The sequence below is a fragment of the Pseudomonas sp. TSRC2-2 genome (assembly GCF_049897785.1).
Taxonomy (GTDB): domain Bacteria; phylum Pseudomonadota; class Gammaproteobacteria; order Pseudomonadales; family Pseudomonadaceae; genus Aquipseudomonas.
This window is the reverse complement of the sequence record NZ_JAFCWZ010000011.1, coordinates 279,662-302,368: the sequence shown is the minus strand read 5'-3', so window position 1 is coordinate 302,368 and position 22,707 is coordinate 279,662. Positions and strand designations below refer to the sequence as shown.

Sequence of the window (22,707 nt, the reverse complement as noted above, 5' to 3'; positions counted from 1 at the left end):
ATTCTATGAGCCGCCCATTCAGACTTTGTGACAATTGTTGACGACGGTCGTGCCGCAGACCCGCTATGCCTAAGGAGGGGACTCTCAAGGACGGGCATATGCGCACAGGGATGATGGCGCTGGCAGTCGGTCTGCTGGCCCCGGTTTTTTTACCGGTCTTGCCGCCGGTCGGTTGGTTGCTGGTGCTACCGGTGGTGGCGCTGATGCTGCTGCCGTTTCGCAGCTATCCATTGGCGTTTTTGCTGTTTGGCTACACGTGGGCCTGTGTCGGCGCGCAGTGGGCCTTGAATGATCGTTTGCCGCCGAGCCTGGATGGTGAAAGCCGCTGGCTTGAAGGGCGCGTGGTCGGCTTGCCACAGCACGACGCGGGCGTGGTGCGTTTCGAGTTGGCCGATGCCCACTCACGCCACGAAAGGTTGCCGTCGCTGCTGCGCCTGGCCTGGTATGCCGGGCCTGCGGTCAATAGCGGCGAACGCTGGCGTCTGGCGGTGAAGTTGAAGCGCCCGACTGGTTTGCTCAATCCGGACGCCTTCGATTACGAGGCGTGGCTGCTGGCGCAACGGATCGGTGCGACCGGCACGATCAAGGATGGTCAGCGTCTGGCTGAGGCGCGCAATGCATGGCGCGACGGGGTTCGTCAGCGCCTGCTGGCCGTGGATGCGCAAGGACGCGAGGGCGCGTTGGCGGCGCTGGTACTCGGTGATGGCTCTGGGCTCAGGCGCGAGGATTGGCAGGTACTGCAAGACACCGGCACCGTGCATTTGCTGGTGATTTCCGGCCAGCACATCGGTTTGCTGGCGGCGGTGATGTATATGCTGGTCGCCGGGTTGGCGCGTTTCGGAATCTGGCCGTTGCGCTGGCCATGGCTGCCGTGGGCGTGCGGCCTGGCCTTCGCGGCGGCGCTGGGTTACGGCTTGCTCGCCGGCTTCGATGTGCCGGTGCAGCGCGCCTGCGTGATGGTGGCGCTAGTGCTGTTGTGGCGCCTGCGTTTTCGCCATCTCGGCGCGTGGTGGCCGTTGCTGCTGGCATTCAATGGCGTACTGCTGCTTGATCCGCTGGCCAGTTTGCGTCCCGGCTTCTGGCTGTCGTTCGCCGCAGTGGCGGTGTTGATCTTCACCTTCGGCGGGCGGCTGGGCGCTTGGCGTTGGTGGCAGACCTGGACTCGCGCGCAGTGGCTGATCGCAATCGGCTTGTGTCCGGTATTGCTGGCGCTGAGCTTGCCGATCAGCATCAGTGGGCCTGTAGCCAATCTGCTGGCAGTACCGTGGGTCAGCCTCGTGGTACTGCCGCCGGCCCTGCTCGGCACGCTGTTGCTGCCCGTGCCCCATGTTGGTGAAGGGCTGTTGTGGCTGGCCGGTGGTTTGATCGACTGGCTGTTCATCGCGCTGGCGCTGATTGCCGGGCAATGGCCAGCGTGGGTGCCTGCCGCGATCCCCTTCTGGGCGTTGGCCTTGGGCAGCCTCGGCGCATCATTATTGTTGTTGCCCCGTGGCGTGCCGCTGCGTCCGTTGGGCTGGCCGCTGATGTTGCTGTTGGTGTTACCGCCGCGAGAGCGAGTAGATGAAGGGCGGGCAGATGTCTGGCAACTGGATGTCGGCCAAGGCCTGGCCATCCTCGTCCGCACTCGACATCACGCATTGCTCTATGACGCCGGCCCGCGCTTTGGCGATTTCGATATCGGCGAACGCGTGGTGTTGCCAGCGTTACGCAAACTCAATGTGCAAGCGCTCGACCTGATGCTGCTCAGCCATGCCGACGCCGATCACGCTGGCGGCGCACGGGCGATCATGCATGGAGTGAATGTGCACCGCATCGTCAGCGGCGATCCGCCGAACCTGCCGCCCGAATTGAACGCCGAAGCTTGCGAAAGTGGCAAACAATGGCAGTGGGATGGCGTGCAGTTCCAGCTCTGGCAATGGTCGGCGGCCGATGACAGCAACCAGCGCTCCTGTGTCTTGCAAATCGAGGCCAACGGCGAACGCCTGCTGCTCACTGGCGACATCGACACCCACGCCGAGCGCGTCCTGCTTGACAGCCCACTTGCCGTACCGACGCAGTGGCTGCAATCGCCCCATCACGGCAGTCGCAGCTCATCGTCGATGGCTCTGCTCAAAGCCTTGCAGCCAGAAACGGTGCTGATCTCCCGCGGCCACGGCAATTCGTTCGGTCACCCGCATCCAACGGTATTGGCACGCTACCGCAAGCAAGGCCTGCGCATTTACGACAGCGCCGACCAGGGCGCCATCCATCTGCAACTGGGCAGCTTCAAAGCGCCGTGGACGATGCGTCACCAGCGGCGTTTCTGGCGTGATCCGCCGACGCCTGGCCGTTGATCGGTGCCAGCATGGTTGCCACCTCACGGTCGTCGGGGTGGCGGGTCTTAATCGCGGATCGGTATGGTAAAGTGGCGCACTTTTTCGAGGGGACTGTCACTGTGTGGGAATTGGTCAAATCCGGCGGCTGGATGATGTTGCCGATCATTCTGAGTTCCATCGCGGCCATGGCGATTGTCGCCGAGCGCCTGTGGACACTGCGCGCCAGTCGCGTCACCCCCGAGCATTTGCTGGGTCAGGTCTGGGTCTGGATCAAGGACAAGCAGCTCAACAAGGAAAAACTCAAGGAACTGCGCGCCAACTCGCCGCTGGGGGAAATCCTCGCCGCGGGCCTCGCCAACTCCAAGCATGGTCGCGAGATCATGAAGGAGTGCATCGAAGAGGCCGCCGCGCGCGTCATTCATGAACTCGAACGCTATATCAATGCCCTCGGCACCATTGCTGCCATGGCGCCGTTGCTCGGCCTGCTCGGCACCGTGCTGGGCATGATCGATATTTTCAGTGCCTTTACCGGTTCCGGCATGACCACCAACGCTTCGGTGCTGGCCGGCGGTATTTCCAAAGCCCTGATCACCACCGCTGCAGGCCTGATGGTCGGCATCCCGGCGGTGTTCTTCCACCGTTTCCTGCAGCGTCGTATCGACGAGCTGGTGGTCGGCATGGAGCAGGAAGCGATCAAACTGGTGGAAGTGGTGCAGGGCGACCGTGATGTCGATCTGGCCGAGGGCAAAGCGTGAAATTCCGTCGCAAGCCCCGGGAAACCGTAGACATCAACCTCGCGTCGCTGATTGACGTGGTGTTCATCCTGCTGCTGTTTTTCGTGGTCACTACCACCTTCACTCGCGAAACCCAGCTGCGCGTGGATCTGCCGGAAGCGGTCAGCGGCTCGCCCGCCGAAGATCAGCAGGTCAAACAACTGGACGTCGCGATCAGTGCCGAAGGCGTGTTTTCGGTGAACAACAAGATTCTGCCGAAGAATGATCTGCCGACGCTGATGGAAGCCATGCAGAAAGAATCCAACGGCGACACCAACATGCCGTTGTCGATCAGTGCCGATGGCAAGGCCCAGCATCAATCGGTGATCACCGCCATGGACGCGGCCGGCAAGCTTGGTTTCAGCCACCTGCGCATGACCACGGTCGAGGCGGCGCCGAAATCCTGATGAGCCTGTCCGATCGCCTGCTCAACGCGTGGTATCAGGGGCACCCGGCCCTGACGCTGCTGCGGCCACTGGAAATGCTGTATCGCCGCGTGGTGATCAACAAGCGTCAGCGCTTTCTCGACGGCGAGGGTGAGATCTATCAGTCGCCCGTGCCGCTGATCGTGGTCGGCAATATTACGGTCGGTGGCACCGGCAAGACGCCGATGATTCTTTGGCTGATCGAGCATTGCCGACGCCGTGGACTGCGCGTCGGCGTGGTCAGTCGCGGTTACGGCGCCAAGCCGGCGCATCTGCCCTGGCGCGTCGAGGTCGAGCACAGCGCCGAGATTGCTGGTGACGAGCCGTTGCTGATCGTCCAGCGCACCGGTGTGCCGCTGATGATCGACCCTGATCGCAGCGCCGCCGTCAAAGCCTTGATCGCCAGTGAGCCGCTGGATCTGATTCTGTCTGACGATGGCATGCAGCACTATCGCCTCGCGCGAGACCTGGAGCTGGTGCTGATCGATGCGGCTCGGGGGCTGGGCAATCAGCGTTGTCTGCCGGCCGGGCCGTTGCGTGAGCCGGTCGAGCGCCTGCAGAGTGTTGACGGCGTGCTGTTCAACGGTGCATTGGCTGATCGCGACGACGGTTTCGCCTTTCGCCTGCAGCCCACGGCGCTGGTTAATCTGCGCAGCGGTGAACGTCAGTCGCTCGAATATTTTCCGCCCGGGCAAGCGCTGCATGCGGTGGCCGGCATCGGTAATCCGCAACGTTTCTTCAATACCCTCGAAGCGCTAGACTGGCGGCCAGTCCCGCATGCATTTGCCGACCACGCCGAATACAGCGTACAGGCGTTGAATTTCACCCCGTCATTGCCGTTGGTAATGACCGAAAAGGATGCGGTGAAGTGCCGTGCCTTCGCTGCTGCCGACTGGTGGTATCTGGCGGTCGATGCCGTGCCGTCTCCGGCCTTTGTGGCCTGGTTCGACACGCAGCTGATGCGCCTGTTGCCGGATCGTCTGTTGCCTTAATTGTTTTTTCTTTCTGGGAATGTTCATGGATACCAAACTGCTCGACATCCTCGCCTGCCCCGTATGCAAAGGCCCGCTCAAGCTTAGCGCCGACAAGACCGAACTGATCAGCAAGGGCGCCGGCCTGGCTTACCCCATCCGCGACGGCATCCCGGTGATGCTGGAAAGCGAAGCGCGCACCCTGACCACCGATGAGCGTCTGGATAAATGACCACAGCCTTCACTGTTGTCATCCCGTCGCGTTTCGCCTCGACCCGTTTGCCGGGCAAGCCGTTGCTGGATATTGCCGGCAAGCCGATGATCCAGCATGTCTGGGAACAGGCGAGCAAAAGCAGCGCGACCCGCGTCGTCGTTGCCACTGATGACGCGCGCATTTTCGAAGCGTGCAAAAGCTTTGGCGCCGAAGTGGTGCTGACCCGTGAAGATCACAACTCCGGCACCGATCGTCTGGCCGAAGTGGCAGCGAAACTGGGCCTTGAACCTGATGCGATCGTGGTCAATGTCCAGGGCGATGAGCCGCTGATTCCGCCGAGCGTGATCGATCAGGTCGCCGCCAATCTCGCCGCCCACACCGAGGCGCGCATGGCCACGCTGGCCGAGCCGATCGAGGATGTGGAAACGCTGTTCAACCCTAACGTGGTCAAGGTCGCCAGTGACATCAACGGCCTCGCGCTGACTTTCAGTCGCGCCACCTTGCCGTGGGCTCGCGATGCGTTTGCCAAAAGCCGCGAGCAACTGCCGGAAGGCGTGCCCTATCGCCGTCACATCGGCATTTACGCCTACCGCGCCGGGTTCCTCCACGACTTTGTGAGCTGGGGCCCGTGCTGGCTGGAAAACACCGAATCCCTTGAGCAACTGCGTGCCTTGTGGCACGGCGTGCGCATTCATGTCGCCGATGCACTGATCGCGCCGCCGACCGGCGTCGACACTGCAGAAGACCTGGAGCGGGTTCGTCGCCTGCTGGGGGCCTGATGCGCGTTCTGTTTGTGTGCCTGGGCAACATCTGCCGCTCGCCCACCGCCGAAGGTGTGTTACGCCACAAGTTGCGTGACGCGGGATTGGCGGATGTAGTGGAGGTGGCCTCCGCCGGCACCGGTGACTGGCACGTCGGCAACCCGCCCGACAAGCGTAGCCAGGCTGCGGCGAAACTGCGCGGTTATGACCTGTCGACGCAGCGCGCGCAGCAGGTCAGTCGGGCCGATTTCGCCAGCTATGACCTGATCCTCGCCATGGACAACAGCAACCTGCGCAACCTCAAGGCCCTGCAACCGTCTACTGGCAGGGCCGAGCTGGACCTGTTCCTGCGTCGTTATGCCGGGCTGGTCGATGAAGTGCCGGACCCGTATTACGACGGTGATCAGGGTTTCGAACAGGTGCTTGATCTGATCGAAGTGGCCTGCGACCAGTTGGTGATCGAAGTGAAGGGGCGGTTATGAGTCTGCAGGTCCAACCTCAGGCATCCCTAAAGGCCTTCAACACGTTCGGCGTCGATGTGCGCGCGCAACTGTTCACTGAAGCCCACAGCGATGACGATGTCCGCGAAGCGCTGGCCTATGCCGCGTCCCATAACGTGCCGTTGCTGGTGATCGGCGGCGGCAGCAACTTGCTGCTGACGGCGGATATTCCGGCGCTGGTGCTGCGCATGGCCACCCGTGGCATTCGCCTGCTCAGCGATGATGGCAGTCAAGTGGTTGTCGAGGCAGAAGCGGGCGAGCCCTGGCACCCGTTCGTCCAGCACACGCTGGCCCTGGGTTTGGCCGGGCTGGAAAACCTCAGCCTGATCCCTGGCACTGTTGGCGCCGCGCCGATGCAGAACATCGGTGCCTATGGCGTCGAGATCAAGGACGTGTTTGCCGGCCTGACCGCGCTGGATCGCGAGAGCGGCGAGCTACGGGATTTCAGCCTGGAAGAATGCAATTTCGGCTACCGCGACAGCTTGTTCAAGCAGCAGCCGGGACGTTGGCTGATTCTGCGGGTGCGTTTCAGACTGGATCGCGCGGCGCACCTGCATCTGGAATACGGCCCGGTGCGTCAGCGCTTGAGCGAGCAGGGGGTCGAGCAGCCGACGCCCACCGACGTCAGCCGCGCCATCTGCAGCATCCGCAGTGAAAAACTGCCGGACCCGGCGGTGCTCGGCAACGCCGGCAGCTTCTTCAAGAATCCGCTGGTGTCTGCCGCTGTGGTCGCGCGGATCAAAGCGCAGCACCCGGATCTGGTGGCTTACCTGCAAGCGGACGGGCAGATGAAACTGGCCGCTGGCTGGCTGATCGAACGCGCCGGCTGGAAGGGTTTCCGCGACGGCGATGCCGGCGTGCATAAGTTGCAGGCGCTGGTGCTGGTCAACTACGGCACGGCCACCGGCCTGCAACTGCTCGACCTGGCGCAACGTATCCAGAAAGACATCGCCGAGCGCTTCCAGGTCGAACTGGAAATGGAGCCCAATCGGTATTGAGGCTACGCTTGCCTGAGGCCATCAAAAGCCCTGCACTGATGAAAAAGTGCAGGGCTTTTTTGTTAATGCTGGGTTAATTTAGCGAGCTAACGATACCAACCATTTGCTCCACCCAAAGGCCCGGTGCAGACGTCTCCGTCGGTGCAAGAGAGCCTGATTAGCCTGAGTCGATCTGCGCGAACCCACCGCTGATTTTCCGGCGGCAGATTACTCGACCCCATAACCACTAAAAAATATGCGGGCGTGCCCATGATTACCCTGAAACTCAACGGTCAAGACCATTCCCTCGATGTCACCGAAGACATGCCGCTGTTGTGGGCGATTCGGGACGTCGCCGGTTACAACGGCACCAAATTCGGTTGCGGCATGGGCCTGTGCGGCGCCTGCACCATCCATATCGACGGTCTGCCGGCACGCAGTTGCATCACGCCGATCGGCTCGGTGATCGGCCAGAACGTCACCACCATCGATAACCTTCACGCCGACCCGGTGGGCATGGTAGTGCAGCAAGCGTGGCTCGACACCGCAGTCGCTCAATGCGGTTATTGCCAGGGCGGGCAGATCATGTCGGCAACGGCATTGCTGAAAACCAACCCGAACCCAAGCGATGAGCAGATCGAAGAAGCCATGGTTGGCAACATCTGCCGCTGTGGCACGTATAACCGGATCAAAACCGCAATCCGCCAGGCCTCCACTCACCTGAAGGAGGTGAAGGCATGAGCCGCGTCCCGAATGATTTCGCCCTGAGCAATCTCAGCCGCCGTGGCTTTCTCAAAGGCGTTGGCGCCACCAGTGCGCTGGTCCTCGCGGCGAGCTGGGGCTGGCAGGATGCGCTGGCCGATGACGCGCCGAAGAAGTTCGGCGCGGACGGCATGCCCAATGGATGGATCGACGACCCCAAGGTTTACGTGAGCATTGCTGCCGATGGCAGCGTCACCGTGGTGTGCAATCGCTCGGAAATGGGCCAGGGCGTGCGCACCAGCCTGAGCATGGTGGTTGCCGACGAACTCGAGGCCGACTGGGCGCTGGTTAAAGTCCAGCAGGCGCCGGGTGATGAAGTGCGCTTCGGCAACCAGGATACCGACGGCTCGCGCAGCATGCGTCACTGGTACGAGCCGATGCGTCGTTGCGGTGCGGCGGCGCGAACCATGCTTGAGCAGGCTGCCGCCGCCCAGTGGAAAGTGCCGGTCGGCGAATGCCATGCGCAACTGCACAAGGTCATTCACAAACCCTCCGGCCGCGAACTGGGCTACGGCGAACTCGCCGCTGCGGCCAGTGCGCTGGCGGTGCCGGCGCGTGACAGCCTGCGTCTCAAGCAGCCGTCGGAATTTCGCTACATCGGCAAGGAAGGCACCAGGGCCATCGACGGTGCCGATATCGTCAATGGCCGCGCAGTGTACGGCGCCGACGTGCATTTTGACGGCATGCTCTACGCCACCATCGCCCGCCCGGCGGTGTATGGCGACAAGGTCAAAAGCCTCGATGACAGTGCCGCGCTGAAAGTCCCTGGCGTGCTAAAAGTCATGCAGATCGAAGGCCGACCGTTGCCCTCGGAATTTCAGCCGCTGGGTGGCGTCGCAGTCGTGGCGAGCAATACGTGGGCGGCGATCAAAGGTCGCGAGGCACTGAAGATCGAGTGGGACGATGGCCCGAATGCCAGTTATGACTCGATTGCCTATCGCAAGGAGCTTGAAGCCGCGTCGCTGACAACCGGCAAAGTGGTGCGCAATACCGGTGACATCGACAAGGCCTTGAGCGGCGCTGCCAGTACCCTTGAAGCTTCGTATTACCTGCCGCACTTGGCCCAGGCGCCGATGGAACCGATGGTTGCCATTGCCCGGTACAAGGACGGCGTGTGCGAAGCCTGGGCGCCGAGTCAGGCACCGCAGGTCACTCGTGAGCGCATCGCCGAGCGCCTGGGCGTACCGTTCGAAAAGGTCACCTTCAACGTAACGCTGCTGGGCGGTGGTTTCGGGCGCAAGTCCAAACCGGACTTCGTCGTCGAAGCGGCGATTCTCGCCAAGGAGTTTCCGGGTAAGGCTGTGCGTGTGCAGTGGACGCGCGAAGACGACATCCACAATTCGTATTTCCACACCGTCTCGGCGGAATATCTGAAGGCCGGCATCGACAAGAATGGCATGCCGTCCGGGTGGCTGCATCGCACCGTGGCACCGAGCATCACCGCGCTGTTTGCGCCGGACATGAACCATGAAGCGGCGTTCGAGCTGGGCATGGGCTTTACCAACATGGCTTACGCGATTCCCAACGTGCGCCTGGAAAACCCCGAAGCCAAGGTGCACACGCGGGTCGGCTGGTATCGCTCGGTGTCGAACATTCCCCACGGTTTCGCCATTCAGAGCTTCGTCGATGAACTGGCGCACAAGGCCGGTGAAGATCCGCTCAAGTACCAGATCAAATTGCTCGGCCCGGATCGGCAGATCGATCCACGCACCTTGAGCGAGGAGTGGAATTACGGCGAATCGCCCGAGCGTTATCCGATCGACACCGGACGCATGCGCACGGTGCTGGAAACTGCCGCCAAGGCTGCCGGTTGGGGGCGCAAACTGCCCAAGGGCCGCGGCCTCGGTCTGGCGGTGCATTACAGCTTCGTCACCTATGTGGCGGCAGTGATCGAAGTCGAGGTCAAGGACGACGGTTCCCTGATCGTGCACAAAGCCGACATCGCCGTGGACTGCGGGCCGCAAATCAACCCTGAGCGCATCCGTTCGCAGTTCGAAGGCGCGTGCGTCATGGGCTTGGGCAACGCCGTGCTTGGCGAAATCAGCTTCAAGGACGGCAAGGTCCAGCAGGATAACTTCCATATGTACGAGGTCGCGCGCATGTCGCTGGCGCCCAAGGAGGTTGCGGTGCACTTGGTCACGCCGCCGGGTGACGTGCCGTTGGGTGGCGTGGGCGAGCCTGGTGTGCCGCCGATTGCGCCGGCGCTGTGCAATGCGATCTTCGCCGCGACCGGCAAACGCATTCGCAATCTGCCGGTGCGTTATCAGCTGCAAGGCTGGCAGAAGGCGGAGGCGTAAATGGACAGCGTCGATCTCAACGTTCTGCGTAGCGTGCTTGAATGGCGCCGCGCCGGACAGCGGGTGGTGCTGTTCAGCGTCGTGCAGACATGGGGCACGGCGCCGCGCTCGCCCGGCGCCATGCTCGCCTTGCGCGAAGATGGCGTGGTGATCGGTTCGGTGTCGGGCGGCTGTGTGGAAGATGACCTGATCGCGCGACTGCACGACGGTCGCATCGCCACCGACGGCCCGCCGGTGCAGATGATTACCTACGGCGTGACCCGTGAGGAGGCCGCGCGTTTCGGCCTGCCTTGCGGCGGCACGTTGCGCCTGACCGAGGAGCATGTCGGCGACCCGGCGTGGGTGGCCGAGCTGCTGCAGCGTTGCGAAAACCATGAAATCGTGGCCCGGGAACTGAACATCCAGACCGGCGACGTGTCGCTGGCTTCGGCAACCAAGTCCGATTCGCTGGTATTCGACGGCAAGGTTTTGCGAGCGATTTACGGCCCGCGCTGGCGCTTGTTACTGATCGGCGCCGGGCAGTTGTCGCGCTACGTTGCCGACATGGCGCGGCTGCTGGATTTCGAGGTGCTGATCTGCGATCCACGCACCGAGTTCGTTTACGGCTGGGAAGAGCAGCATGGCCGCTTCGTTCCTGGCATGCCGGACGAGGCGGTGTTGAACATTCAGACCGACGAGCGTACGGCGATTGTTGCCTTGACTCACGATCCACGTCTGGATGACATGGCTTTGCTCACCGCGCTCGACTCGCCGGCGTTTTACGTCGGCGCGCTGGGCTCGCGGGTCAACAGCCAAAAGCGACGGGAAAACCTCGCTCAGCTAGGTTTGCCCCAAGCGTCGATTGATCGCTTGCACGGGCCGATCGGCCTGCACATCGGCAGCCACTCGCCGGCAGAAATCGCCTTGTCGCTGCTGGCGGAAATTGTTGCGATCAAGAACGGTGTGGAGCTCAAACAGAAGAAACCGCTGGAGGGCGCATGAGCCAATCCATCGCAGTGATCGTGCTGGCGGCGGGCGAGGGCAATCGTTTTCGCCAGATCGCCGGCCCCGACAAGGACAAATTGCTCGCTGACTGCACCGGACGTGACGGCGCAGTGCGTTCGGTCATCGAGCAGGTCCTGGTGAACCTGCCGGCCAGTCTCAACCAGCGCGTACTGGTTACGACCGAAGCGCGCCCGCAGGCAATGCGCATGGCCCAGGCTTACGGCTGCGACGTGGTGTCGATCGAATCGACCGGCATGGGCGACAGCATTGCCGCAGGTGTTGCCGCTTGCCCGGACGCTGATGGCTGGTTGATTGTGCTCGGCGATATGCCGTTTATCTTGCCTTCGAGTATCGAGCGAGTGCTCGCGGCGATGGCGGATGAGGCGGTGAGCGTGCCGGTGCTGAACGGCGAATTTGGCCATCCGGTAGGGTTTGGCCGTGGGTTCGGCGCGCAGTTGCAGGCCCTGATCGGCGATCGCGGGGCGCGGCAGTTGTTTGCGCAGGCTCGGGTGGTTGAAGTGGCGGTGGATGATCCCGGGGTGTTGTGGGATGTCGATGTGCCAGAGGCTTTGGTTTTCAAATAACAGCAAAAGATCCTCCGAACGCGGCCCGAGCCTTCGGACGATCTTTTGATCTGAAACAGGCAATAAAAAGCCCCGCCAGGCTTTCACCGGGCGGGGCTTTTTAACAGCTTCAGGAATTACACGAGTGGTTTAGGCTCGTGCTCTTTCTCCTGGGCTTCTTCGCGCTGCTCGACCGCGTCCTGAACGGAGCGGGGCGCTTCGGCGATTACCGCTTCGACCGATGCTTCTTCAGCGACAGGGGCAGGGGCTGCCTCGACCACTTCAGTTGCAGCGGCTGGCGCCGAAGCGGCAGCCAGTTCGGCTTCCTTCTGCAGGCGCTCGGCTTCACGCTTGCGACGGCGCACTTCACGCGGATCGTTTGGCGCGCGGCCGTTTGGCGTCAGGGCGCTGACCGGAGCCGGTGCTTCAACCACCGGGGCTGGCGCTTCGACTGCAGCTGGCGCTTCCTCAACCTGAGCTTCAGCAACCGGTGCTTCAACCACTGGCGCCGGTGCCGGTTCGGCCGCTGCAACAACTGGCTCGGAGACCATGGCTGGCGGTACTTCGGCTTCAGCGACTGGCGCCGGAGCTTCGGTGACGGCCGGCTCGGCAACCCAGTTGAACGCAGTCTGCTCTTCGCGAACTTCGCGCACGGTTTTGGTCACGTCTTCAGTGACGGTATCAACCGCTGGCTCGGCTGCAACAACGGGCGCTTCAACGACAGCTTGCGCAGCCGCTTCAACCTGAGGCTGAGCTTCGCTGACCGGGGCCATTTCGATTTCCGGTGCAGCAGTCACTTCCACTGGGGAGGTGGCTTCGACAGCCGGTGCTTCAACTGGAACAGTTTCCAAAGTAGCGGCGGTGGCGCGTTCAGCCTGCTCGTGGGCCTCGGCTTCAGCCGGAGCGCTAATGGTGCTGCTGGCAACGGCGGCGGTAACGGCCAGGCCAGCGGCCAGATCGGCATTGCTTGGCTCGCCAGCGTTTTCGCCGGACTCGGATTCTTCCGAACCTTCGATCACGTTGCCGTTGGCATCACGTTGACGCTCGCGACGGTTGCTGCGACGACGCTGACCGCGGGAGCGACGACGTGGACGATCGCCTTCGGCGTTGTCCTGACCGTCTTCCGGCAGTTGCTCTTCGTTATTGGTGTTCACTTCTTCTTCGGCAACGGCAGCAGCGGCCTGTTCGGCACGCGGTTGACGCTCTTCACGCGGCGGACGTGGAGCGCGCTCTTCGCGTGGCTGACGAGCCGGACGCTCTTCAGCGGTTACGGCTGCTGCGGCTACGGCTGGCACGGCGTCCAGCGGTTCGCGCAGTTCACGCACGCGTTCTTCACGCTCGCCACGCGGCTTGCGATCTTCACGCGGTGCGCGCGGTGCACGTTCTTCGCGCGGGGCACGTGGTGCGCGCTCTTCGCGGGCCACCGGTGCTTCGCTGCGCGCTTCACGCGGCTCACGGGCTTCACGTGGCTGACGCTCTTCACGTGGCTCGCGAGGTGCGCGTTCTTCACGTGGAGCACGTTCTTCGCGCGGCTTGCGTTCTTCATCGCGGCGACCGTTACGGTTGCGGCTCTGTTGACGACCGTTGCGGCGCTCTTCGTTACGGGCCGGACGCTCGGTGGCAGCCGGTTTCGCAACGGCAACCGGTGCGGCTGGCTCTTCCTTGGTGGCGAACAGGCTCACCAGCGACTTCACCAGACCCTTGAACAGGCTTGGCTCAGGTGCGGCAACCGGTGCCGGAGCAGGCGCGGCAGGTGCAACATCAGTCGGCACCGGCGCGTTGGCACGGGCCGGCGCAGTCTTCACTGCAGCTTCCTGGCGAACCAGGGTGCGGGTCGCGGCGGCTGGCTGGACTTCTTCGACTTCGGCAGCGGCTGCAGCGATTTCGTAGCTGGACTGGTTGGTCGCAGCTTCCGGGCTGTCATCACGCAGACGCTGGACTTCGAAGTGCGGCGTCTCGAGATGATCGTTCGGCAGAATGACGATGCGGGCACGGGTGCGCAGTTCGATCTTGGTGATCGAGTTGCGTTTTTCGTTGAGCAGGAACGCGGCGACCGGGATCGGCACTTGTGCGCGAACTTCGGCGGTGCGGTCCTTCAGAGCTTCTTCTTCGATCAGGCGCAGGATTGCGAGCGACAGCGATTCAACGTCACGGATGATGCCGGTGCCGTTGCAACGCGGGCAGACGATGCCGCTGCTTTCGCCGAGCGATGGACGCAGGCGTTGGCGGGACATTTCCAGCAGGCCGAAGCGCGAAATGCGACCGATCTGCACGCGTGCACGGTCGGCTTCCAGGCATTCGCGGACTTTCTCTTCCACGGCGCGCTGGTTCTTGGCCGGAGTCATGTCGATGAAGTCGATGACGATCAGGCCGCCGATGTCGCGCAGGCGCAACTGACGGGCGATTTCTTCGGCGGCTTCAAGGTTGGTCTGCAGGGCGGTTTCTTCGATGTCGCTGCCTTTGGTAGCGCGCGCCGAGTTGATGTCGATGGACACCAGGGCTTCGGTCGGATCGATGACGATGGAGCCGCCGGAAGGCAGTTCGACGACGCGCTGGAATGCGGTCTCGATTTGGCTTTCGATCTGGAAACGGTTGAACAGCGGCACGCTGTCTTCGTACAGCTTGATCTTGCTGGCGTACTGCGGCATCACCTGGCGGATGAAGGTCAGGGCTTCGTCCTGGGCTTCAACGCTGTCGATCAGCACTTCGCCGATGTCCTGGCGCAGGTAATCGCGGATGGCGCGGATGATCACGTTGCTTTCCTGGTAGATCAGGAATGGCGCGGAGCGATCCAGCGAGGCTTCTTTGATGGCGGTCCACAGTTGCAGCAGGTAATCGAGGTCCCACTGCATTTCTTCGCTGCTGCGGCCAAGGCCGGCAGTGCGCACGATCAGGCCCATGTCGGCTGGAGCAACCAGACCGTTCAGCGCTTCACGCAGTTCGTTGCGCTCTTCGCCTTCGATGCGACGGGAGATGCCGCCGGCACGCGGGTTGTTCGGCATCAGCACGAGGTAACGGCCGGCCAGACTGATGAAGGTGGTCAGGGCGGCGCCCTTGTTGCCACGCTCTTCTTTTTCGACCTGAACGATGACTTCCTGGCCTTCGCTCAGGACGTCCTTGATGTTGACGCGGCCTTCAGGGGCTTTCTTGAAGTATTCGCGGGAGATTTCTTTGAGGGGCAGGAAGCCGTGGCGCTCGGAGCCGAAATCGACAAAGGCAGCCTCAAGGCTTGGTTCGATGCGAGTGATGCGGCCTTTATAGATGTTGGCCTTCTTCTGCTCGCGTGCACCGGATTCGATGTCCAGGTCGTAGAGGCGCTGGCCATCTACCAGTGCAACACGCAACTCTTCGGGTTGAGTTGCGTTAATCAGCATTCTTTTCATGTAGTACCGTCGGTTTCCGGGCTGCCGGAAACGGCGTTCGGCACACACGACTTCTCACGGTCGGTGTCAGGTGCGTCGGGAGTGGTTGGCCATTCCCGTGTCCAGCGATGTCCGACCAATTGGGCCGACACCGCGACGTACGCGTCCTGCTTGCTGTGGCTACTTAAGCACTCAGTCAGGAGGAGGAATCAACCAGCGGCTGTGGACGAGATGAAGCGTCTTGATCAAAGCTTGTTGCTACACAGTCCGGCGGTTGTGCATCTCCACCCTACACGTTCCCTGATAATTCGGGTGCTGCCGCGCGCAGAATCCGCAGCGGGTTGGCATTTACCGTGAGCTCCGAAAGGGGAGGTCACGCATCATGGCTAATTCAGGCGATGTTTCCGGAACATTCGCTCGGGGTCATTCGCAGTCGACTGCACTTTGTGAACTGGCCTTGAATGTTGCCTGCCGTGCGAGTCAGAACTCTGCTCGGCGGTGTAATTCAGGCCTCATGTCACCTGCGCTCGTTACAACCGCAAACTCCACCGTTACGTAGCGAAAGCCCCGTAGGACGGCCTCGCGCCCTGGTGAATTGCGTTGGTCAGGGCCGGTCGTTGACCGTGGTTCCGCTGTCCAGGCCGCTTTTGGCGGCGTTCGCGACTATAGCAGCAATGATTAAGTGCTTCAATTCCATAAAAATTGTTATCATCCGCGGCATGACAACTACTGCCCCTTCGACTCCAGGCGTTCAATTGCTTGAAGTCTCGCCGGAGTATGCCGGCCAACGAATCGACAACTTTCTCCTCGCCCGGCTCAAAGGCGTGCCCAAGACCTTGATTTACCGCATTTTGCGCAAAGGCGAAGTGCGCGTGAACAAGGGGCGGATCAAGCCCGAATACAAGCTGCAGGCCGGCGACATCGTGCGCGTGCCGCCGGTTCGCGTGCCTGAACGCGACGAACCGGTGCCGCTGGCCCAGGGGCTGTTGCAGCGCCTGGAAGCTTCGATCGTCTTCGAAGACAAGGCCCTGATCGTGATCAACAAGCCTGCCGGCATTGCGGTTCACGGCGGAAGCGGGCTGAATTTTGGTGTGATCGAAGCTTTTCGTCAGTTGCGTCCCGATGCCAAGGAGCTGGAGCTGGTTCACCGTCTCGACCGTGACACCTCCGGCCTGCTCATGATTGCCAAGAAGCGCAGCATGTTGCGCCACCTGCACGAGCAACTGCGCGGCGATGGCGTCGACAAGCGCTACATGGCTTTGGTTCGTGGCAACTGGGCTACGTCGATCAAGCAGGTTCGCGCGCCGTTGCTCAAGAGCAATCTGCGTTCCGGCGAGCGCATGGTCGAGGTCAACGATGAAGGCAAAGAAGCCCTGACGATGTTCAAGGTGCTGCGCCGCTTCGGCGATTTCGCCACCATGGTCGAGGCTAAACCGGTTACCGGTCGTACCCACCAGATTCGCGTGCACACCTTGCATGCTGGCCATTGCATTGCGGGTGACAGCAAGTATGGAGACGAGGATTTCACCAGGGAAATCCGCGATCTGGGCGGCAAGCGTCTGTTCCTGCACGCCTACATGCTGACCGTGCCGCTACCCGACGGCGGCAAGCTGAATTTGCAAGCGCCCGTCGATGAAATGTGGGCCAAAACAGTGGAGCGATTGAGTGCGCCCATCTGATTACAAGCTGCTGATTTTCGACTGGGACGGCACCCTCGCCGATTCCATTCATCGGATCGTCGAGGCCATGCACTCGGCGTCCGGGCGTTCCGGCTTCGAGCTGCGCGATGATTTCGCCGTCAAAGGCATCATCGGTCTCGGCTTGCCGGAAGCGATTCGCACGCTGTATCCCGAAATCAGCGACGCAGAAATGCTCGCGTTTCGCGAGTACTACGCCGATCACTACATTGCTGCCGAAGCGGTGCCTTCGCCGCTGTTCGAAGGCGTGGTCGAGTCGATGGCGTCGTTTCGCGAACAGGGTTATCACCTGGCGGTAGCGACGGGCAAAAACCGTCGCGGACTGGATCGTGTGCTCAAAGCCAACGGTTGGGACGATTATTTCGATATCACCCGCGCTGCCGATGAAACTGCCAGCAAACCGCACCCTCTGATGCTTGAGCAGATCGTCAGTCACTGTGGCGTGCGTCCGGAGCAGGCGCTGATGGTCGGCGACTCGTCCTTCGATCTGCTGATGGCACGCAACGCGGGGATGGATTCGGTGGCGGTCAGTTATGGCGCGCAATCGATCGAGTCCCTGCAGCAGTTCGAGCCGCGCCTGTCGATCGACCGTTTTTCTGAATTGCATGCCTGGCTGGGTCAGCGGGCTTAATACGTTTTTGCTGGGGTAGATGGCATGACCGACGAATGGAAAGCACCGGCCAAGGCAAGTGCCGACGACGGTGACGCGAAAAGCTGGAAGCTGTTGGAAAAGACCCTGCTGGCCGGAGTCCAGGAGCAACGTCGTTCGCGGCGCTGGGGGATTTTCTTCAAGTTGCTGACGTTTGTTTATCTGTTTGTTGCGCTGCTGCTGTTCACGCCGCTGATGGATATGGAAAAAAGCGCCACCCGCGGGCCGAACTACACGGCGTTGATCGAGATCGACGGTGTAATCGCCGACAAGGAGCCGGCCAGCGCCGACAATATCGTTGGCAGTCTGCGCGCGGCGTTCGAGGACGAAAAGGTCAAAGGTGTGGTCCTGCGCATCAACAGCCCGGGCGGCAGTCCGGTGCAGTCCGGTTATGTCTATGACGAGATCAAGCGTCTGCGTGCTTTGCATCCGGAGATCAAGCTCTACGCAGTGATTTCCGATCTTGGTGCTTCGGGCGCCTATTACATCGCCAGCGCGGCGGATCAAATTTACGCCGACAAGGCCAGTCTGGTCGGTTCGATCGGCGTGACGGCGGCGGGTTACGGTTTCGTCGGCACCATGGAAAAACTCGGTGTTGAGCGTCGCACCTACACCTCGGGCGAGCACAAGGCGTTCCTGGATCCGTTCCAGCCGCAAAAGCCTGAAGAAACCGCGTTCTGGCAAAGCGTGCTCGACACCACTCACAAGCAGTTCATCAACAGCGTCAAGCAGGGTCGCGGCGATCGCCTGAAGGATAAGGAGCATCCTGAGCTGTTTTCCGGGCTGGTCTGGTCGGGTGAACAGGCGTTGCCGCTGGGCCTGATCGATGGCCTGGGCAGCGCCAGTTCGGTAGCGCGTGATGTGATTGGCGAGAAGGAGTTGGTGGATTTCACCGTGCAGGAATCGCCGTTCGATCGCTTTTCGAAAAAGCTCGGTGCCAGCGTGGCTGAGCAGTTGGCGATGTGGATGGGTTTCCACGGGCCTTCGTTGCGTTAAATCGTTTCAAGCTCAAAAGATCGCAGTCTGCGACAGCTCTTGCATGGATCGGTGCAGGACTGCCGAAGGCTGCGATCTTTTGCTTTCAAGGGATTTGCACGCCTTCGACCAACAACATGTCGATCAGGCGAATCAGCGGCAGGCCGATCAGGCTGGTGGCATCCGGGCCTTCGGTCGATTGAAACAGGCTCACGCCCAATCCCTCTGCCTTGAAGCTGCCCGCGCAGTCGTACGGCTGCTCGATGCGCAGATAGCGTTCGATGCGCGCCTGATCCAGCTGACGCATGTGCACGGTAAACGGCACGCAGTCGACCTGGCATTGCCCGGTCTGGCTGTTGAGCAGGGTCAGGCCGGTTAGGAATGTCACGCTTGCGCCGCTGGCCGCCATCAATTGCTCGCGAGCCTTCTCGAAGGTGTGCGGCTTGCCAATGATTTGCTCGCCGAGTACAGCTACCTGATCCGAGCCGATGATCAAATGGCCGGGATGGCTGCCGGCCAATGCCCGAGCCTTTTCTTCGGCGAGGCGTTTGACCAGGTCGATCGCGGACTCGCCCGGACGGTGACGTTCGTCGATGTCTGGGGCGCTGCAGACGAACGGCAGATGCAGGCGGGCGAGCAGTTCGCGGCGATAAGTCGAGCTTGAAGCGAGCAATAAAGGCAGCATGGACGTCTCCTGGGGCAGGTGCGGATTCTAGCGGAGGCGCGCAGGTGACGGACAGGGCACAATTTCCTTTGACATGGGTGGGTGCATCCCTATAATGCTGCGCCTATGTTGAATGACCCGATTCCACCTCACGTTGACCCGCGCAAATTGGCTGACCGTGGCACCACCCTTCAAGGTGAACTGCTGCTGGCCGATTTGAAGAGACTCTGCGACCCGCTTTCCGACAATGTCGGTACGGTGCAGGCCAAATTCGTTTTTGAACGAGATGAACGTAAATCTGTGGTGATCCACAGCTTTATCGACACCGAAGTCAAAATGGTCTGCCAGCGTTGTCTTGAGCTGGTCACCCTGCCGATCCACAGCGAATGCAGTTATGCCGTGGTGAAGGAGGGTGCGAATACCCAGTCGTTGCCGAAAGGTTATGACGTGCTGGAACTGGGCGAAGATCCATTGGATCTGCAGTCACTGATCGAGGAGGAGCTTCTGCTCGCCTTGCCCATTGTGCCTGCTCATCATCCGGAAGAATGCCAGCAGCCGGCGGGAGCAGATGAGCCCGAACCGAGCGAGGACGAGGTAACGCGGTCCAACCCGTTCAGTGTATTGGCGCAGTTAAAGCGTGACCCAAACGTTTAGGAGTTAATCAATTATGGCTGTTCAGCAGAACAAAAAATCCCGCTCTGCCCGTGACATGCGCCGTTCGCACGACGCTCTCGAGGCTAGCACCCTGTCTGTAGAAAAAACCACCGGTGAAGTTCACCTGCGTCACCACGTATCGCCAGAAGGCGTATACCGTGGCCGTAAAGTGATCGACAAGGGCGCTGACGAGTAATCACTTGTCCGCTCAAGTCATCGCGATTGACGCAATGGGCGGGGACTTCGGTCCCCGCAGCATTGTTCAGGCCAGCCTCGCTTGCCTGTCTGCTACGCCCTCGCTGCACCTGACCCTCGTCGGTCAACCCTCCCTTCTTGAAGAGCTGATCAACGGCCAATCGGCTGCCGATCGCGCGCGCCTGACGATTGTGCCGGCCAGCGAAGTCATCACCATGGATGAAAAACCTGCCCAGGCCCTGCGTGGCAAGCCGGATTCGTCGATGCGTGTTGCCCTTGAGTTGCTCCGCGATGGCAAGGTGCAAGCCTGTGTCAGTGCTGGCAATACCGGCGCGTTAATGGCGTTGTCGCGATTCGTGCTCAAGACATCGCCAGGCATTGATCGTCCGGCGATGGTTGCGGCGATTCCGACGCAGACCGGTTATTGCCAGTTGCTCGATCTTGGCGCCAACGTCGATTGCAGCGCCGAGCACCTGCTGCAGTTCGCGGTGATGGGTTCGGTGGCCGCGCAAACCCTGGGCATCGTCCGTCCGCGTGTGGCGTTGCTGAACATCGGCACCGAAGACATCAAGGGCAATCAGCAGGTCAAATTGGCAGCGACGCTGCTGCAGGCTGCACGCGGGATCAATTACGTCGGCTTCATCGAAGGCGACGGCTTGTATCGCGGTGAGGCGGATGTGGTGGTGTGTGACGGCTTCGTCGGCAACATTCTGCTGAAGTCCAGCGAAGGCCTTGCGACGATGATTGCGGCGCGCATCGAAGCCTTGTTCAAGAAAAACATGGCTTCTCGCGCGGTCGGCGCCTTGGCGCTGCCGTTGATGAAGCGTCTGCAGGCCGATCTGGCTCCGGCGCGACATAATGGCGCAAGCTTTCTCGGCCTGCAGGGCATCGTTGTGAAGAGTCACGGATCGGCCGGGGTTCAAGGCTTTCAGAGTGCGATTCAGCGGGCGCTGATCGAGATTGAGGAGAACCTGCCCGAGCGTCTTCACGGTCGCCTGGAGGATCTGTTGTCTTAGGCGTTTTCGTCGGACAATGCTTAAATGTGACCGCCCGGTTCAAAGGGCCATCCAAACTGTCAGTTTCTGGCGTCCCAACGGGGCGTTATTTTCCGACGACAAGATCATTAGGGGCTTGTTACATGTCTGCTTCCCTCGCATTCGTCTTTCCAGGACAGGGTTCGCAGTCCCTCGGCATGCTGGCCGAGCTGGGCGCGCAACATCCGCTGATCCTCGAAACCTTTCAAGAAGCCTCTGCTGCACTGGGCTACGACCTGTGGGCACTGACCCAGCAGGGCCCGGAAGAGCTGCTCAACCAAACCGACAAGACCCAACCGGCCATTCTGACCGCCTCGATCGCCCTGTGGCGTCTGTGGCTGGCCGAAGGTGGTGCGCGTCCGGCATTCGTTGCCGGCCACAGCCTTGGCGAATACAGCGCGCTGGTTGCTGCCGGCAGCCTGACCCTTGCTGATGCGGTCAAGCTCGTCGAGCGCCGTGGTCAGTTGATGCAGGAAGCGGTTCCGGCCGGGCAGGGCGGCATGGCCGCGATCCTCGGTCTGGAAGACGCCGACGTGCTGGCTGCCTGCGCCGAAGCGGCGCAAGGCGAAGTCGTCAGCGCGGTGAATTTCAACTCGCCGGGCCAAGTCGTGGTTGCCGGTGCCAAGGCAGCCGTCGAGCGCGCCATTGAGGGCTGCAAGGCCCGTGGCGCCAAGCGCGCCATGCCATTGCCGGTAAGCGTGCCTTCGCACTGCGAGCTGATGCGTCCGGCTGCCGAGCGTTTCGCCGAATCCATTGCTGCCATCGACTGGCAGGCTCCGCAGATCCCGGTGGTGCAGAACGTCAGCGCGCAAGTGCCGGCCGATCTGGAAACCCTCAAGCGCGATCTGCTCGAACAGCTCTACAAGCCAGTGCGCTGGGTTGAATCGGTGCAGACGTTGGCCGCCAAGGGCGCCACGAATCTGGTCGAATGCGGCCCAGGCAAAGTCCTCGCTGGCCTGAACAAGCGTTGCGCTGAAGGCGTTTCGACTTCCAATCTCAATACCCCAGACGCCTTCGCTGCCGCTCGCGCAGCGCAGGCCTGAATCAGGAGAAACTTGCATGAGTCTGCAAGGTAAAGTTGCACTGGTTACCGGTGCAAGCCGCGGTATCGGCCAGGCCATCGCACTGGAACTGGGTCGTCAGGGCGCCATCGTTGTTGGCACCGCGACCTCCGCGTCGGGCGCTGAGCGCATTGCCGCGACCCTGAAGGAAAACGGTATCCAGGGTGCCGGTTTCGAACTCAATGTCACCAGCGACGAATCGGTCAGCGCCGTGTTGGCAGCCATTCAGGAACAGTTCGGTGCGCCGGTGGCGATTCTGGTCAATAATGCCGGTATCACCCGCGATAACCTGATGATGCGCATGAAAGACGACGAGTGGTACGACGTGATCGATACCAATCTGAACAGTCTGTATCGCCTGTCCAAGGGCGTTCTGCGCGGCATGACCAAGGCTCGTTGGGGGCGAATTATCAGTATTGGCTCGGTGGTGGGTGCCATGGGCAACGCCGGCCAAGTAAACTATGCAGCCGCCAAGGCCGGTCTGGAAGGTTTCAGCCGGGCGATGGCGCGTGAAGTCGGTTCGCGTTCTATTACGGTCAACTCGGTAACCCCAGGGTTTATCGACACCGATATGACCCGCGAGCTGCCTGAAGCACAGCGTGAAGCCTTGCAGACGCAGATTCCGCTGGGCCGTCTGGGACAAGCTCAAGAGATTGCGTCCGTGGTCGCTTTTCTTGCATCCGACGGTGCGGCATACGTTACCGGGGCTACAATCCCGGTGAACGGCGGGATGTACATGTAAGTAAAATGTGACGGATTGCTTCAAAAAAATGTCATACGAGCTGTCTAAAATCCGTTATAAAGCTGCAATCTATTTATAGGCAGAGGGTCGCAGGGTTTGAGGAGTGAAGCTTTCAGTTGAAAAGCTGAAAAG

22 protein-coding genes are annotated in these 22,707 nt (G+C 61.4%); 20 read left to right on the top strand and 2 right to left on the bottom strand.

Going from position 1 to position 22,707, the window contains the following annotated elements; all coding sequences use genetic code 11:
* Window positions 1-98: 98 nt before the first annotated feature.
* From ACP7D9_RS22590 to ACP7D9_RS22535, 12 genes are all read left to right on the top strand, one after another.
* Window positions 99-2,333, top strand: coding sequence for a DNA internalization-related competence protein ComEC/Rec2 (locus tag ACP7D9_RS22590; RefSeq protein ID WP_426159649.1), 2,235 nt, complete (start codon window positions 99-101; stop codon window positions 2,331-2,333).
* 101 nt (window positions 2,334-2,434) lie between these two features.
* A complete protein-coding gene (locus ACP7D9_RS22585) occupies window positions 2,435-3,070 on the top strand; it encodes a MotA/TolQ/ExbB proton channel family protein (protein WP_016771007.1) in 636 nt (211 codons plus the stop codon).
* The gene (locus ACP7D9_RS22580; protein WP_041479458.1) at window positions 3,067-3,495 is read left to right on the top strand and encodes an ExbD/TolR family protein; all 429 of its coding nucleotides are present in this window, start codon (window positions 3,067-3,069) and stop codon (window positions 3,493-3,495) included. The genes ACP7D9_RS22585 and ACP7D9_RS22580 overlap by 4 nt, the downstream gene beginning before the upstream one ends.
* Window positions 3,495-4,505 (top strand): tetraacyldisaccharide 4'-kinase, encoded by a 1,011-nt coding sequence (lpxK, locus tag ACP7D9_RS22575; protein WP_426159648.1) that lies wholly within the window; start codon window positions 3,495-3,497, stop codon window positions 4,503-4,505. The genes ACP7D9_RS22580 and lpxK overlap by 1 nt, the downstream gene beginning before the upstream one ends.
* Before the next feature lie 25 nt (window positions 4,506-4,530).
* Window positions 4,531-4,716, top strand: a complete 186-nt coding sequence (locus tag ACP7D9_RS22570; RefSeq protein ID WP_003179363.1) for a Trm112 family protein — start codon at window positions 4,531-4,533, stop codon at window positions 4,714-4,716.
* On the top strand, window positions 4,713-5,477 hold the full coding sequence (gene kdsB, locus ACP7D9_RS22565) for a 3-deoxy-manno-octulosonate cytidylyltransferase (protein ID WP_426159647.1): 765 nt from the start codon (window positions 4,713-4,715) through the stop codon (window positions 5,475-5,477). The genes ACP7D9_RS22570 and kdsB overlap by 4 nt, the downstream gene beginning before the upstream one ends.
* Entirely contained in the window at window positions 5,477-5,941 is a 465-nt protein-coding gene (locus tag ACP7D9_RS22560; protein WP_101156176.1) for a low molecular weight protein-tyrosine-phosphatase, read from the top strand. Before kdsB ends, ACP7D9_RS22560 begins: the two co-directional genes overlap by 1 nt.
* Complete coding sequence (gene murB / locus ACP7D9_RS22555) at window positions 5,938-6,957, top strand: UDP-N-acetylmuramate dehydrogenase (RefSeq protein WP_426159646.1); 1,020 nt, start codon at window positions 5,938-5,940, stop codon at window positions 6,955-6,957. Before ACP7D9_RS22560 ends, murB begins: the two co-directional genes overlap by 4 nt.
* A 249-nt stretch (window positions 6,958-7,206) precedes the next feature.
* Entirely contained in the window at window positions 7,207-7,677 is a 471-nt protein-coding gene (locus tag ACP7D9_RS22550; RefSeq protein ID WP_312999842.1) for a (2Fe-2S)-binding protein, read from the top strand.
* Window positions 7,674-9,995, top strand: coding sequence for a molybdopterin cofactor-binding domain-containing protein (locus ACP7D9_RS22545; RefSeq protein ID WP_426159645.1), 2,322 nt, complete (start codon window positions 7,674-7,676; stop codon window positions 9,993-9,995). Before ACP7D9_RS22550 ends, ACP7D9_RS22545 begins: the two co-directional genes overlap by 4 nt.
* Window positions 9,996-10,976 (top strand): XdhC family protein, encoded by a 981-nt coding sequence (locus ACP7D9_RS22540; RefSeq protein WP_312999844.1) that lies wholly within the window; start codon window positions 9,996-9,998, stop codon window positions 10,974-10,976. It abuts the gene before it with no gap.
* Window positions 10,973-11,563, top strand: a complete 591-nt coding sequence (locus ACP7D9_RS22535; protein WP_426159644.1) for a nucleotidyltransferase family protein — start codon at window positions 10,973-10,975, stop codon at window positions 11,561-11,563. Before ACP7D9_RS22540 ends, ACP7D9_RS22535 begins: the two co-directional genes overlap by 4 nt.
* A 116-nt stretch (window positions 11,564-11,679) precedes the next feature.
* On the opposite strand, the gene rne is transcribed toward ACP7D9_RS22535, so the two are convergent.
* Window positions 11,680-14,925 carry a ribonuclease E gene (rne, locus tag ACP7D9_RS22530; RefSeq protein WP_426159643.1) on the bottom strand — a complete coding sequence of 1,082 codons (3,246 nt, stop codon included), beginning with the start codon at window positions 14,923-14,925 and terminating at the stop codon, window positions 11,680-11,682.
* A 698-nt stretch (window positions 14,926-15,623) separates the two neighbouring features.
* Between rne and rluC the strand changes: the two genes are divergently transcribed.
* From rluC to sppA, 3 genes are read left to right on the top strand one after another with little or no spacing between them, the layout of a single operon-like run.
* The gene (gene rluC / locus ACP7D9_RS22525; protein ID WP_101156196.1) at window positions 15,624-16,583 is read left to right on the top strand and encodes a 23S rRNA pseudouridine(955/2504/2580) synthase RluC; all 960 of its coding nucleotides are present in this window, start codon (window positions 15,624-15,626) and stop codon (window positions 16,581-16,583) included.
* Entirely contained in the window at window positions 16,570-17,232 is a 663-nt protein-coding gene (locus ACP7D9_RS22520) for an HAD-IA family hydrolase (protein WP_101156199.1), read from the top strand. Before rluC ends, ACP7D9_RS22520 begins: the two co-directional genes overlap by 14 nt.
* A 24-nt stretch (window positions 17,233-17,256) precedes the next feature.
* Complete coding sequence (gene sppA / locus ACP7D9_RS22515; RefSeq protein WP_312999847.1) at window positions 17,257-18,246, top strand: signal peptide peptidase SppA; 990 nt, start codon at window positions 17,257-17,259, stop codon at window positions 18,244-18,246.
* Window positions 18,247-18,331: 85 nt separating this feature from the next.
* Here sppA and ACP7D9_RS22510 read toward each other — a convergent pair whose 3' ends face one another.
* Window positions 18,332-18,910 carry a Maf family protein gene (locus ACP7D9_RS22510; RefSeq protein WP_426159642.1) on the bottom strand — a complete coding sequence of 193 codons (579 nt, stop codon included), beginning with the start codon at window positions 18,908-18,910 and terminating at the stop codon, window positions 18,332-18,334.
* 105 nt (window positions 18,911-19,015) lie between these two features.
* Between ACP7D9_RS22510 and ACP7D9_RS22505 the strand changes: the two genes are divergently transcribed.
* The 5 genes from ACP7D9_RS22505 (at window position 19,016) to fabG (ending at window position 22,575) form a co-directional block, all read left to right on the top strand.
* A complete protein-coding gene (locus tag ACP7D9_RS22505; protein WP_014339505.1) occupies window positions 19,016-19,543 on the top strand; it encodes a YceD family protein in 528 nt (175 codons plus the stop codon).
* A gap of 13 nt (window positions 19,544-19,556) precedes the next feature.
* Window positions 19,557-19,739 carry a 50S ribosomal protein L32 gene (gene rpmF, locus ACP7D9_RS22500; RefSeq protein WP_003179396.1) on the top strand — a complete coding sequence of 61 codons (183 nt, stop codon included), beginning with the start codon at window positions 19,557-19,559 and terminating at the stop codon, window positions 19,737-19,739.
* 4 nt (window positions 19,740-19,743) lie between these two features.
* Window positions 19,744-20,754, top strand: a complete 1,011-nt coding sequence (gene plsX, locus ACP7D9_RS22495; RefSeq protein ID WP_426159641.1) for a phosphate acyltransferase PlsX — start codon at window positions 19,744-19,746, stop codon at window positions 20,752-20,754.
* Between the two features lie 122 nt (window positions 20,755-20,876).
* The gene (gene fabD, locus ACP7D9_RS22490; protein WP_101156226.1) at window positions 20,877-21,815 is read left to right on the top strand and encodes an ACP S-malonyltransferase; all 939 of its coding nucleotides are present in this window, start codon (window positions 20,877-20,879) and stop codon (window positions 21,813-21,815) included.
* 16 nt (window positions 21,816-21,831) lie between these two features.
* Window positions 21,832-22,575: a 3-oxoacyl-ACP reductase FabG gene (gene fabG / locus ACP7D9_RS22485; RefSeq protein WP_101156229.1), complete on the top strand. Its 744-nt coding sequence runs from the start codon at window positions 21,832-21,834 to the stop codon at window positions 22,573-22,575.
* Window positions 22,576-22,707: the final 132 nt, after the last annotated feature.